This is a genomic window from Haloarcula laminariae (assembly GCF_025457605.1).
Taxonomy (GTDB): domain Archaea; phylum Halobacteriota; class Halobacteria; order Halobacteriales; family Haloarculaceae; genus Haloarcula; species Haloarcula laminariae.
Map to the genome: position 1 here is coordinate 836,783 of NZ_JAMZFY010000001.1, position 12,660 is coordinate 849,442.

The window sequence follows — 12,660 nt, forward strand, 5'->3', positions numbered from 1 at the left end:
TACCGACTTATACCCGTTTCCGGCGGATTTCATCTCGTGATAATTCTGGCAAGAGACGAGTGATAACTAGGTACATGGGGCTTCACACGGCGATGGCGACGGCCCGGCCCGCCGCGCGGGCGTCGAGCCCGTTCCCCGCTCGCGCCGTGCCCTCGACCGGCGGTTCGTGGCCGCTCGTTTCGGACGTGGGAGAAATGAAATCGAACCAACCATTTAATTGCGGCGCCAGCGTACCGTCTACGCAGTGATTTTCTCTGTTCACGGCATCCGAGTGCATCGATGTGGCCCACCAGTCCGAGGGAGACGATGAGTTTCGCGGATGATATCGACGGACTCCGGAGCTGGGCCCCCATCCCGACGGGGGACGGCGGTATCAGCCTCGGCCGGTGGCTGTTGCTCGAAGGCAACCGGTACGCGGTCACCGGAGCGCTCCTGACGGTGACGTTCGTCTCGATTCTGACTATCGGTTCGGTGTGGACCTTCGAGATGCACCGGCTGCTCGTGGAGACCCAGGCCGTCCAGACCCTCCTCACCACTTTCCTGAGCGGCATCATCCTGCTCGTGTCCATCGTCGTCTCGATAAACTCCATCATCCTCTCGTACGACATCACCCACGTCAGCGACCAGCAGGACCGCATCGAGGGAATGATGAGCTTCTGGCGTACCCTCAGCAAGATCTCCGACGCCGACGAGAGCCCCACGGACCCGAACACCTTCCTCCAGGTGATGGCCGACGTTATTCGCCGGAAGGCGAGGGAGCTGGAGGAGTCAACTCGAGGCAGTGAGGAAACTTTCACCAGGGAGATACAGGAGTATCTCGACCAGATTGTCGGCACCGCCGAACACATCGAGAACTCGCTTACGAACGTCCGCGGCGGCAAGTTCGGTGTGCTGTGGATCGGGCTGGAGATGGACTACGGCCCGCTGATGAGCCGGTCGCGCCGGCTCAAGGCGACGGACGAAGACGTCCTCTCCGACAGCGGAGACGACAACGTCGAGGAACTGCTCCAGGCCCTGGAGCTGTTCGCGACGGGGCGCGAGTACTTCAAGACGCTCTACTACAACCAGGAGATATCCGAGCTCTCCCGGACGCTACTGGTCGTTTCGCTGCCGGCCATCGTTGTGACGGCGTCGACGATTCTCGCCATCAACGCCCAGCTCCTGCCGGAGATGTGGATGTTCGGCATGCCGCCGCTGCTTACGTTCGTGAGCATCAGCTTCGCCGTCGCGCTGTCCCCGTTTATCGTGCTCACCGCCTACATGCTCCGGGTCGCGACCGTCGCCCAGCGGACCAACGGCGCGGGGCCGTTCGTTCTCCGGTCCTGAGACGACGGGGTGTTAGTCGTCGTCCGCGGCGGCTTCCGGCTCGTCCTCGTCGACCGGCCGCGGCCCGGCGGCGTGGCCCTCGTGGCCGAGCGCCGTGGCGAAGAGTTCGGGCGAGACTGCGGGCACGTCAACGTCTTCGACCGGCCCCTCGCTTTCGATGTCCTCGACCGAACGCGGGTATTTCCGGAGGTCCTTGTGGATAGCGATGCCGGCGTCGGCGCCCTCGCCCATCGCCACCGGAATCTGGTTGTGGCCCGGCGTCAGGTCGCCGACGGCGTACACCCCGGGAACGCTCGTCTCGCCGTGGTCGCCGACGGCGACGGTGCCGTCGTCGTTGCGCTCGACGCCCAGCCCGTCGGCGATTTCGGCGTGGTAGTCCGACCCCAGCATCGGGAAGCCGCCCTTGTACTCCCGGACGCTCCCGTCCTCGAACTCGTAGGCTTCCAGCCAGCCGTCGTCGTCGGTGCGTTTGCCCGAGAGCTCGGTCTCGACGACCTCGACGGGGTGGTTGTCGAGCATTTTCTGTGTGTCCTCGCTCCACTCGGGCTCCTCGCCGCGGGTCAGGATGTCCACGTCGTCGGTGTAGTTCAGCATAATCATCGCGACGTAGGCCGCCGACTCCCCTGTGCCCATCACGAAGACGGGCTCGCCGACGAACATGAACGCGTCACAGTGGAGACACCAGTGGAGCCCCTTCCCGGTGCGGGGCAGGGGCGGGTCGGGCCGCTCGTCGGAGAAGCCGGTGGCCAACACGACGCGCTTGACCGTGAGGTCGCCGTCGGCCGTCGTCACGTCGAAGCCGTCCGTGTCGTCGAGCGGTTCGACCGACTCCACGAAGCCACGCCGGTAGGTCCCGCCGTAGTCCTCGACCTGCTCCCGGGCCGTCTGGAGGAACTCGTTGCCGCTCACGTCCTCGGTGACGCCGATGACGTTGTGGGTATCGGTCATCATCGCGGCCCGGCCGCCGCCGCGGTTGACGACGACGGTGTCCATCCCCAGGCGGGTCGTGTACAGCGCGCTCGTCAGTCCGGCGGGTCCCCCGCCGACCACGGCCACGTCGTAGTCGAACTGCTCGTCGGTATACATTGAAAGCCTCTAGGGGTTCGACCGATAAAAACGGCCGACATCCGGGAAGACGCGGGCGGCCAGCCCCGCTCGCGCCCGTCCGACGCCCCGGCGCCCATCCGCCACCGTTTAAGTCTCCAGGTCGACACGTCCCGATATGACCCGACTGCGTCTTCACCCCGCAGGCGCGCGGAGGGCCCGATGGTAGACCTCGTTTTCTCGCTCGGTCAGCTCCTCATCGCGCTCGTACTCGTGGTACTGAACGGCTTTTTCGTCGCGACGGAGTTCGCGTTCGTCCGGGTGCGCTCGACCTCCGTCGAACAGCTGGCCGAGGAGGGCCGAGCCGGCTCGGAGACGCTCCAGGACGTGATGGCTAACCTCGACGACTACCTCGCGGTCACCCAGCTCGGCATCACGCTGGCCTCGCTGGGGCTGGGGTGGGCCGGCGAGCCGGCGGTCGCGTCGCTCATCGAGCCGGTCCTGGGGCCGCTCCTTCCGGCGGACCTGCTTCACCTGGTCGCCTTTGCCATCGCGTTCAGTTTCATCACCTTCCTCCACGTGGTCTTCGGCGAACTCGCGCCCAAGACCATCGCCATCGCCGAGGCCGAACGGATTTCCCTGCTGGTCGCGGCCCCGATGAAGCTGTGTTACTACCTGTTTTACCCGGGGCTGGTCGTGTTCAACGGGACCGCCAACGCCTTCACGCGTCTCATCGGCGTCCCGCCGGCCTCCGAGACCGAGGAGTCACTCGAAGAGCGTGAGATTCGGCGCGTGCTGGCCCGCTCCAGCGAGCAGGGCCACGTCGACACGGCCGAAGTCGAGATGATAGAGCGCGTCTTCGACCTCGACGACACCACGGTCCGGACCGTGATGGTCCCGCGGCCCGACGTGGTGACCATCCCGGCCGACGCCTCGCTGACCGAGATTCGGGAAACCGTCCTGTCGGCCGGCCACACCCGCTACCCGGTCGTCGACAGCGACGACCAGGACGAGGTGGTCGGCTTCCTCGACGTCAAGGACGTGTTGCGCGCCGTCGAGGAGGACGGCGAGACGACGGCGGCCGAACTGGCTCGCGGCCTCCTCATGGTCCCCGAGACGGCCACCGCCGACGACCTCCTGTTGCAGTTCCGCGAGGAGCGCCAGCAGATGGCCGCGGTCGTCGACGAGTGGGGCGCCTTCGAGGGTATCGTCACCATCGAGGACGTCGTCGAGGCCGTCGTCGGCGACCTCAGGGACGGGTTCGACGTCGACGAGCGCGAGCCGGCCGTCCGGGAAGTCGGCTCGGATCGGTACGACATCGACGGGAGCGTCCCGCTGGCGCTGGTCAACGACGAGCTGGGGTCGACCTTCGAGAGCGACGGCGTCGAGACAATCGGCGGACTGGTGCTCGCGCGGCTGGGCGAGATTCCGGAGCCGGGCGACAGCGTCGAGGCCGCCGGCTACCGCATCGAGGTCGCCACCGTCGACGGCGCCCGAATCTCGACCGTACTGGTCGAGCCCCTCGATACGACTGCCGAGTAACCGCCCGCTACGGGCTGTCCCGGCGGTATCGGCTGCAAAAACAAGTTTCTTTGACCCGCTGGCTGATGGGCCTTGCAATGGCCGACTCACACGGCCCCACCGGGCCGGCGGATGACGATGACGGGGCCGAGGAAGTCCCCGTCACGGGCGAAGTCGTACCCGACAAGTTCTCCTCCGACGAGGTGTTCCAGCGCATCGTCGCCGACGCCGACCACGAGATAACCTCCGGGGTGCGAGAGCTGTTCTTCAGCGCGCTCGCCGGCGGCTTCGCTATCACCATCACGCTGCTCGTCTACGCATCGATGTATCCGAAGACGGACAGCTCCATCGCGGCGGCGCTCCTGTATCCCATCGGCTTCATCTACATCATCATCGGGGGATACCAGCTCTACACCGAGAACACGCTCCCGCCGGTGGCGCTGACGCTGGAGCGTCTGGCGTCGATTCCGGCGCTGCTTCGCCACTGGGGCATCGTCGCGGCGGGCAACTTCGTCGGCGGGGCTATCGGCGCGGTCGTGCTCGCCTACGGCGGCGTGTTCAGCCCCGAGGCGGCGACCGTCGCGGCGAATCTGGCCGCCGAGGGCGTCTACGAGACCTCCAACGTGGAGCTGTTCTTCAAGGGGGCCTACGCGGGGCTCATCGTCGCCGGCGTCGTCTGGATGAACTTCGCCGCCCGGGACACGGTCACGCGGCTGCTTGTGGTCTACATCGCCTTCCTCACGATTCCGCTCGCGAACCTCTTTCACGTGGTCGTCTCCTTCACCGAGGCGACGTTCCTGATGCTCACCGGTGACCTGCCGCTGCTGCTGGCGATGACTGACTTCATCGTCCCCGTGATGCTTGGCAACACCATCGGCGGCGTCGTGTTGGTCACCATCGTCAACTACTACCAGACGACGGAGGACCGACTGGAGACGGCCCGGTTCGAACACGTCCGGCGGCTCAGCGTCCGGGAGTGGCTGCTTGGCAACCTCGCCGGTCGGTCGTACGTCCCGCTTGTCGACACCGTCGAGGACTTCGTCCGAGACCCTCAGTCCTACCGCGTTCTGGTTCCGATCGCGAACCCGCGGACCGAGTCGACGCTGGTCGAGCTCGCCTGTGCGCTGGCGAGCACCCGAGAGAAGGGGACGGTCCACGTCGCACACGTCGTTCAGGCGCCCCAACAGAGCAGCGCCATGGCCGACCGGGAACAGCGGGACCGAATCGTCGAGGAATCGTCGGGTCAGCTCGACGACCTCGACCGCCTGGCCGAGCAGTACGACGTGAAACTCGAGACGTCGACCATCGTCTCCCATCGCTCGTTCGAGGTGGTGTTCGACCGCGCGACGCGGACCCGCCCCGACCTCGTGTTGATGAACTGGGAGGAGGACGGGCTGTGGGCCAGCGCCCGCGCCGAGCGGCCCCTGGCCGAGCTCACGAACCAGCTCCCCACCGACTTCCTCGTCGTGAAGAACCGCGGCGGGGACGCCTCACGCATCCTCGTCCCGACTGCGGGTGGGCCGGCCTCGGACCTGAGTGCGGACGTCGCTCGCGGGCTCCGCAGCGCCGTCGGCTCGGAGATAACCCTCCTCCACGTCGCCGAAAGCGGCGAGCGCGAGGCGGGCGAGGCATTCCTCGCCGAGTGGGCCGAGAGTCACGACCTCGGGGACGCCGCTCGTATCGTCGACGATTCGGGCGATGTCGAGAGGGCCATCGAACGGGAAGCGGCCGACCACACGATGGTGATGCTCGGCGCGACCGAGCAGGGTATCCTCTCCCGGTTGGTCACCGACTCCCTCCACTTGAACGTCGTCGACGAGGTCGAGGGGACGGTGTTGCTCGCCGAACGCGCGACCGACCGGTCGCTCCTACAGCGGCTTATCGGGGCCGGACGGCGGGAGAAGTAGCCCGGATTCGATGCGCGGGCCGGCACTGAGATACAAACGACGACCGAGACGATAGCGCCTAGCCGAAGTTCTCGACTTTCGCGTCATCGGCGTCGACGCCCGCCGCTTCCAGCGCCGCGGTCGCGTCGTCGAGGAAGTCGGCGAAGCCGTAGATGAACACCTGGCCGCCCTCGCCGGTCGCCTCGGCCACCGCGTCGGTCAGGTCGGCGTCGCCGTCGAGCAGATGGACCAGCACGCCCCGCTCCCGCAGCGCGTCCAGGCGGCCCTCGTGAATCGGCGCGTCGTCCCGGTAGACGAGGGCGGCGTCGTTGCCGTCCGCGAGCGCGCGCTCCGCGATACCGATGGCCGGGCCGATGCCGGGGCCGCCGGACAGCAGGACCGCCCGCGACTCCCCCTCGTAGTAGTCCGAGCCGAACGGGCCCGCGATGCGGAGCGAATCGCCGGCTTCGAGCGCGGCCAGGTGGGGCGCGACGTCGCCGTCGGGGTCGATACCGACCGTCATCTCGAACTCGCCGTCGACGTCGGGCGAGGAGATAGTGTAGAAGCGCGATTCGTCCTCGCCGTCGACCGAGAGTGTGAGCTTGACGAACTGGCCGGGCTGGGCCGAGAAATCGTCGGGGGTCTCGACGTCGATAGCGATGGCGTCGGGGCCAACGTCGCGGACGGCGGCGACTGTGAGTGAACGTTCGTCCATATCGGCGACGTAGCGGTACGGAGACAAGGGAATTTCGGTCGTTGGTGGCCGCAGGACAACACACGCGTGCACCCGCACACAGAAGCCTTTTTACCCGCCACAGGCTATCAGTTGGCAGTATGCCAGACGACCTCAACTGGGCCATCGGCGGGGAAGCCGGCGATGGAATCGACTCGACCGGGAAGATATTTGCACAGGCGCTTTCCCGGGCCGGTCGACACGTCTTCACTTCCAAGGACTTCGCCTCACGGATCCGTGGCGGCTACACCGCCTCCAAAATCCGGACGTCGGTCGACCGCGTCGAGAGCGTCGTCGACCGGCTGGACATCCTCATCGCGTTGACCGAACGGACGGTCCACGAGAACGAGGAGGAGCTCCACGAGGACAGCGTGGTCATCTACGACGGCGAGCGCTCGACGATGCAGGACGTCGAGGTCCCCCACGGCGCGACCGCTCTGGAGGTCCCGCTCAAGCGGCTGGCCGAGGAGGCCGGCGGGGCCATCATGCTCAACGTCGTCGCCCTGGGCGCGGCGTGTGAGGTGACGAACTTCCCCATCGAGAACCTGGACGAGAGCCTCCAGAAACGCTTCGGCGACAAGGGCGAGGCCATCGTCGAGAACAACAAAAAGGCCGCCCGCAAGGGCCAGGAGTACGTCCGCGAGGAGTTCGACTACGACTTCGGCTACGACGTCGAGACCACCGACGAGGACTACGTCCTGCTCAACGGCGACGAGGCCATCGGCATGGGCGCCATCGCCGCCGGCTGCCGGTTCTACGCCGGCTATCCCATCACACCGGCCACAGACGTGATGGAGTACCTGACAGGCCGCATCGACCAGTTCGGCGGCAAGGTCGTCCAGGCCGAAGACGAGCTGTCGGCGATTAACATGGCTCTGGGCGCGGCGCGGGCCGGCGCGCGCTCGATGACCGCCACGTCGGGCCCGGGCATCGACCTGATGACCGAGACGTTCGGCCTGGTCGCGACCAGCGAGACGCCGCTGGTCATCTGTGACGTGATGCGGAGCGGCCCCTCGACGGGGATGCCGACGAAACAGGAACAGGGCGACCTCAACATGACGCTGTACGGCGGTCACGGCGAGATTCCGCGCTTCGTCCTCGCGCCGACGACGATTTCGGAGTGTTTCTGGAAGACCGTCGAGGCGTTCAACCTCGCCGAGAAGTACCAGACGCCGGTCTTCCTCGTCTCGGACCTCGCGATGGCCGTCACCGAGCAGACGTTCTCGCCCGACACCTTCGACATGGACGAGGTAGAGGTCGACCGCGGCAAGGTTGTCGACGAGAACGACATCGACGCGTGGCTCGACGAGAAGGGGCGCTTCCAGGCCCACTTCGCCGCCGCCGACGGCATCTCCCCGCGCGCGTTCCCGGGCACGACCGACGGCGCACACATGACGACCGGGCTCGAACACGACGAACTCGGCCGCCGGACAGAGGACACCGAGGTCCGCGTCGAGCAGGTCGACAAGCGAAACCGCAAGGTCGAGACCGCCAAAGAGGAGGAGGAGTTCGACTACCGAGAGTTCGGCGACCCCGAGGCCGACACGCTCGTCATCTCGTGGGGGTCGAACGAGGGCGCGATGCGCGAGGGCATGGAGCTGCTCGCCGCGGAGGGCATCGACGTGCGGTTCATCTCGGTCCCCTACATCTTCCCGCGGCCGGACCTGTCCGAGGAAGTCGAGGCGGCCGAGACGACCATCGTCGTGGAGTGTAACGCCACCGGCCAGTTCGCCGACGTCATCGAACACGACGTCCTCGAACGGGTCGAACGCATCAACAAGTACACCGGCGTCCGCTTCGACGCCGACGAACTGGCCGAAGAAGTGAAAGCGACCCTTGAGGGGTCGACGACAGCGGAGGTGGAAGCAGAATGAGCTCTGACATCCGATTCACGGACTTCAAGTCCGACAAGCAACCGACGTGGTGTCCCGGCTGCGGCGACTTCGGGACGATGAACGGCATGATGAAAGCGCTGGCCGAGACCGGCAACGACCCCGACAACACCTTCATCGTCGCGGGTATCGGCTGCTCGGGCAAAATCGGGACGTACATGCACAGCTACGCGCTGCACGGTGTCCACGGCCGCGCGCTGCCGGTCGGCATCGGCGTCAAGATGGCCAACCCCGACCTCGAAGTGATGGTCTCGGGGGGCGACGGTGACGGCTACTCCATCGGCGCGGGCCACTTCATCCACGCGGTGCGGCGCAACGTCGACATGAGCTACGTCGTCATGGACAACCGCATCTACGGGCTCACCAAGGGCCAGGCCTCGCCGACCTCGCGGGAGGACTTCGAGACCTCGACGAGCCCCGACGGGCCGAACCAGCCCCCGGTCAACCCCAAGGCGCTGGCCCTGGCCGCCGGCGCGACGTTTATCGCGCAGTCCTTTTCCTCGAACTCCCAGCGACACGCCGAACTCGTCCAGGAGGCCATCGAACACGACGGCTTCGGCTTCGTCAACGTCTACAGCCCGTGTGTCACGTTCAACGACGTCGACACCTACGACTACTTCCGGGACACCATCGAGGACCTGGGGGAGACGGACCACGACCGACACGACCGCGAGCAGGCCAAAGAGAAGATTCTGGAGGGCGACAAGGAGTACATGGGTGTCCTCTACCAGGACGAGGACTCGGTGCCCTTCGAGGAGCGCGAAGGCGTCGAGGGCTCCATGGCTGAGATTCCCGACGGCGCGCCCGAGGGCGCGATGGACCTCGTGAGAGAGTTCTACTAAAGAACCTTTTTCATCGTCGCCTTTCCTCGGCCGCCGAAGGCGGCCTGCGGGAAGGCTCCTCGAAAAACGTCCTCAGAAATCGAAGATTTCTGATGGGCTGCGGTAGAGCTTCGCTCTACCGAACGTTCATGAAAAAGGCGCGATTCGCGGCCACGGCCGCGAATCGCGTGAACCGGCGGCTTCGCCGCCGGATGCTCACGCTCGACAGCCTACCTTCCCCGACGCACGGCACAAAGGCCGCGCCCGGCCGTGTTTACTGGGACTCCGGTGGCTGCAGTTGCTCCTCTTCTTCCGCTTCGCCGCCCCCGTCTCCTTCCTCGCCCCCGCCGCCGTCCTCTTCGTCTTCTCCGCCACCGGGATTGCCACAACCAGCGAGGCCAGCCGTTCCGATAGCTACACCGGTACCGAGCAGGAAGCGACGTCGTGACGGACCGTCATCTCTTTTCATATTCAATGAGTCCCTTCGCTGTCATCTAAAACTATGGCCGGCGTCCGCAGGCGCGGCTTGTCGGGTTCGACCGGCGTACACAACTGGGTTGGGGGCGAGCCCTTATGCCGGGGCCCGCTACCTGTGCTATGCACGTCTTCTGGCACCAGCGGGACCTCCGTCTGCGCGACAACCGCGGGCTCGCGGCCGCGGCGGCCGAGGACACCGTCGTCCCGGTGTTCGTCGTCGACCCCGAGCTCCGCCGTGTCGTCGGCGACCGCCAGTGGGCCTTCTGGCTGGCGGGCGTCCGGGAACTGCGAGCGCAGTACCGCGAGCGGGGCAGCGACCTGCTCGTCCGTGTCGGCGACCCGGCGATGGTCCTCTCCGCCGTGGCCGACGAACACGACGCCGACCGGGTCTACTACAACGAGCACTACCGGCCCGTCCGTCGGAAGCGCCAGCGGGCCGTCGAAAACGCGATTCCGACCACCGCCGTCACCGACCTCACGCTCGTCGACCCGGCCGCCCTCGACTCGCGCTACGAGAACCACAGCCGCTTTCACGAGGACTGGCAGGCCCGCGAGAAGCCCAGTCCGGCTCCGGAACCCGATGCCGGTTCGCTGGCCGATATCTCGGCCGGTCAGACCGTCCCCGAGTCGGATGCCGACATCGAACTGCCGCCTTCGGGCTACGAGGCCGCACGCGACCGCTGGGAGCGGTTTCTCGCCGACGGTATCGACTCGTACAGCGACACGCGCGACGACATGCGGGCGGCCGTGGCCCGTCCCGTCGGCGCGGTGTCGCGTCTCTCACCGTACCTCGCGGCGGGGATGATAGGAGTTCGTGAGCTGTGGGCCGACGCCACCGAGCGCTACGAGGCCGTCGACGGCGACACGCGGCGCAACGTCGAGAAGTACCGCTACGAGCTCTCCTGGCGCGAGCAGAACTACAATCTACTCGCCCACCACCCGTCGCTGCCCGCCGAGAACTACAAATCGTTCCCGACAGCCATCGCCTGGGAGAACGACCCCGAGAAGCTCGCGGCCTGGAAACGCGGCGAGACGGGCTACCCGCTCGTCGACGCCGGGATGCGGCAGCTGAACGAGGAGGGGTACGTCCACAACCGCCCGCGCCAGAACGTCGCCTCCTTCCTGACGAAACACCTGCTGGTCGACTGGCGCGAGGGGCTGGCCTACTTCGAGGCGCAGCTGCTCGACCACGACCCGGCGAACAACGCCGCGAACTGGCAGTGGACCGCCTCCACCGGCACCGACTCGGTCGATGTGCGTATCTTCGACCCGGTGGCCCAGATGAGCAAATACGACGACGGCGCGGACTACGTCACCGAGTACGTCCCCGAGCTCCGGGGTCTGGACCCGGCGACAATCGTCGACTGGCCGACCCTGCCGCCGGCAGAACGCGAGCGGCTCGCGCCGGAGTACGCAGACCCTATCGTCCACCGGGACGAGGCCTACGAGCGCGCCCAGCGGGTGTTCGAGACGGCGCTTGGCAAGCGCTAACCGGCCAACGGCGAACTCGAAGGGGCCGCCTGAACCGACAGACGAGAGGGGAGCGCCGCCGGTACGCTCCCCCAAAGACCATAACCGTTGACCGACCACTCCACTGCAATGGGTGAGGCGAGCGACGACCGAGTCTGCTATGTCATCAGCGACCTCCACATCGGCGGCGACGAGCAGCTGGAGGAAGTGGCGTTTCTCGACGAGTTACTCGAATTCCTCTCCCGGCTCGAAGCCACGGACGAGGACGCCGAACTCGTCATCAACGGCGACGCGTTCGGGCTGTGGGAGTTCACGCAGGTCGAGGGACTCCGGAAGTTCGACGCCCTCGTCGACACCTACCCGGAGCTGTTCGAACAGCTCCGGGCGACCGGGGAGAACGTCGACATCACGCTGTTGCCGGGCAACCACGACCACGAACTGGCGGCCTACGAGGAGTACGTCGAGCGGTTCGCGGCGTACAACGTCGACCTGGTCCAGGCCGAGTCGCTGCGGCGGGCGGTCGGTGACCACGCGGTCCACTTCGAACACGGTCACCAACAGGACCCCAACAACCGCATCGAGGCCTGGGGCGACCCTAACGCGACGCCGCTTGGCTACTACTACAACACGCTCGTCACGAGCCGTGCGGGCCAGCTCTCGGACCGCGGCCGGTACAACTGGCTCAAGGACGTCCAGGCGGTGACGCCTACCGAGCGGATGCCGGTGTGGCTGTTCTCGAAGTACTTCTACCGGGAGATGAACCCGGTGCTTCGGTACGCGCTGGTGCCGTTCCTGTTGCTGTTCAACGTCAGCGCCGTCCTCGCCGTGGTCGCTGGGCTCGACCTGCTGGGCGTCTGGACGACGCCGGTCGACGCGACCACCGCATTCCTCGGGCAGTTCGGGGCCGCGGGCACCGCGGTCTGGTTCCTGCTCGCGGTCAACGTCGCCGTCACCGGGCTCCTGTTGCTGGTAGGCATTCCGCTCTACCTGCTCAGACGGGACATCAGACAGACGATAAACCGCTTTGGGGTCTTTGAGACCGACCTGACCGTCGACGCCGAAGCGCCCTACGCGGACGCCGCCGAGGAGATATTCGACGACGAGCCGCGAACGTCCGTCTACTGCTACGGCCACACCCACCGCCCGACGATGCAGGAAGTCGACGGCGGCCTGCTGGTCAACACCGGGACGTGGCTCAAGCGGCTCCACCGCCGCGACGGCGTCATCGGCGTCCTCCCGCCGGTGTTCTACCCCTCCTACCAGCTCTGTGCCGTCCGAATCGCCGCGGAGGCCGAGGGCCTGGCCGTCGAGTACGAGCCCATCCAGAAACCGAGCCCGAGCCCCGAGGAGCTGACTCTCACCGAACGGCTGCTCACGCTGGGGCGGAGGCCCGACACCGAACTGCCCGACCGCAGGGTCGTCGCGGACGAACCGGGCGACGAGCCGGCGGCCACCGAGCCGGGACAGCTACAGTAGCTCCGGGTCAGCGG

11 protein-coding genes are annotated in these 12,660 nt (G+C 66.7%); 8 read left to right on the top strand and 3 right to left on the bottom strand.

Annotated elements, in window-relative coordinates; genetic code table 11:
- Positions 1-82: 82 nt before the first annotated feature.
- Positions 83-277, bottom strand: coding sequence for a hypothetical protein (locus NJQ98_RS04360; RefSeq protein ID WP_262176090.1), 195 nt, complete (start codon positions 275-277; stop codon positions 83-85).
- 29 nt (positions 278-306) lie between these two features.
- Between NJQ98_RS04360 and NJQ98_RS04365 the strand changes: the two genes are divergently transcribed.
- Positions 307-1,326, top strand: a complete 1,020-nt coding sequence (locus NJQ98_RS04365) for a DUF7972 family membrane protein (protein WP_262176092.1) — start codon at positions 307-309, stop codon at positions 1,324-1,326.
- 12 nt (positions 1,327-1,338) lie between these two features.
- Here NJQ98_RS04365 and NJQ98_RS04370 read toward each other — a convergent pair whose 3' ends face one another.
- Complete coding sequence (locus NJQ98_RS04370; protein ID WP_262176093.1) at positions 1,339-2,412, bottom strand: NAD(P)/FAD-dependent oxidoreductase; 1,074 nt, start codon at positions 2,410-2,412, stop codon at positions 1,339-1,341.
- Between the two features lie 180 nt (positions 2,413-2,592).
- Between NJQ98_RS04370 and NJQ98_RS04375 the strand changes: the two genes are divergently transcribed.
- Complete coding sequence (locus NJQ98_RS04375; protein ID WP_262176095.1) at positions 2,593-3,912, top strand: hemolysin family protein; 1,320 nt, start codon at positions 2,593-2,595, stop codon at positions 3,910-3,912.
- Between the two features lie 77 nt (positions 3,913-3,989).
- A complete protein-coding gene (locus tag NJQ98_RS04380; protein WP_262176096.1) occupies positions 3,990-5,798 on the top strand; it encodes a formate/nitrite transporter family protein in 1,809 nt (602 codons plus the stop codon).
- A gap of 58 nt (positions 5,799-5,856) precedes the next feature.
- On the opposite strand, the gene NJQ98_RS04385 is transcribed toward NJQ98_RS04380, so the two are convergent.
- A complete protein-coding gene (locus NJQ98_RS04385) occupies positions 5,857-6,492 on the bottom strand; it encodes an FAD-dependent oxidoreductase (protein WP_262176097.1) in 636 nt (211 codons plus the stop codon).
- Between the two features lie 119 nt (positions 6,493-6,611).
- Between NJQ98_RS04385 and NJQ98_RS04390 the strand changes: the two genes are divergently transcribed.
- The 5 genes from NJQ98_RS04390 (at position 6,612) to NJQ98_RS04410 (ending at position 12,646) form a co-directional block, all read left to right on the top strand.
- Positions 6,612-8,384 carry a 2-oxoacid:acceptor oxidoreductase subunit alpha gene (locus NJQ98_RS04390; protein ID WP_262176099.1) on the top strand — a complete coding sequence of 591 codons (1,773 nt, stop codon included), beginning with the start codon at positions 6,612-6,614 and terminating at the stop codon, positions 8,382-8,384.
- Positions 8,381-9,244, top strand: a complete 864-nt coding sequence (locus NJQ98_RS04395; protein ID WP_262176101.1) for a 2-oxoacid:ferredoxin oxidoreductase subunit beta — start codon at positions 8,381-8,383, stop codon at positions 9,242-9,244. The genes NJQ98_RS04390 and NJQ98_RS04395 overlap by 4 nt, the downstream gene beginning before the upstream one ends.
- A gap of 277 nt (positions 9,245-9,521) precedes the next feature.
- Positions 9,522-9,671, top strand: a complete 150-nt coding sequence (locus tag NJQ98_RS04400) for a hypothetical protein (protein ID WP_262176104.1) — start codon at positions 9,522-9,524, stop codon at positions 9,669-9,671.
- A 149-nt stretch (positions 9,672-9,820) separates the two neighbouring features.
- Positions 9,821-11,191, top strand: coding sequence for a cryptochrome/photolyase family protein (locus NJQ98_RS04405; protein ID WP_262176106.1), 1,371 nt, complete (start codon positions 9,821-9,823; stop codon positions 11,189-11,191).
- Positions 11,192-11,299: 108 nt separating this feature from the next.
- Positions 11,300-12,646 (top strand): metallophosphoesterase, encoded by a 1,347-nt coding sequence (locus NJQ98_RS04410; RefSeq protein ID WP_262176108.1) that lies wholly within the window; start codon positions 11,300-11,302, stop codon positions 12,644-12,646.
- The last annotated feature ends 14 nt before the right edge of the window (positions 12,647-12,660 follow it).

Bases quoted from the DNA above. Each gene is read 5' to 3' on its own strand.
- NJQ98_RS04385 (WP_262176097.1), bottom strand. From the start codon at position 6,492: ATGGACGAACGTTCACTCACAGTCGCCGCCGTCCGCGACGTTGGCCCC.
- NJQ98_RS04365 (WP_262176092.1), top strand. From the start codon at position 307: ATGAGTTTCGCGGATGATATCGACGGACTCCGGAGCTGGGCCCCCATC.
- NJQ98_RS04375 (WP_262176095.1), top strand. From the start codon at position 2,593: ATGGTAGACCTCGTTTTCTCGCTCGGTCAGCTCCTCATCGCGCTCGTA.
- NJQ98_RS04410 (WP_262176108.1), top strand. From the start codon at position 11,300: ATGGGTGAGGCGAGCGACGACCGAGTCTGCTATGTCATCAGCGACCTC.
- NJQ98_RS04360 (WP_262176090.1), bottom strand. From the start codon at position 277: ATGCACTCGGATGCCGTGAACAGAGAAAATCACTGCGTAGACGGTACG.
- NJQ98_RS04390 (WP_262176099.1), top strand. From the start codon at position 6,612: ATGCCAGACGACCTCAACTGGGCCATCGGCGGGGAAGCCGGCGATGGA.
- NJQ98_RS04380 (WP_262176096.1), top strand. From the start codon at position 3,990: ATGGCCGACTCACACGGCCCCACCGGGCCGGCGGATGACGATGACGGG.
- NJQ98_RS04405 (WP_262176106.1), top strand. From the start codon at position 9,821: ATGCACGTCTTCTGGCACCAGCGGGACCTCCGTCTGCGCGACAACCGC.
- NJQ98_RS04370 (WP_262176093.1), bottom strand. From the start codon at position 2,412: ATGTATACCGACGAGCAGTTCGACTACGACGTGGCCGTGGTCGGCGGG.
- NJQ98_RS04395 (WP_262176101.1), top strand. From the start codon at position 8,381: ATGAGCTCTGACATCCGATTCACGGACTTCAAGTCCGACAAGCAACCG.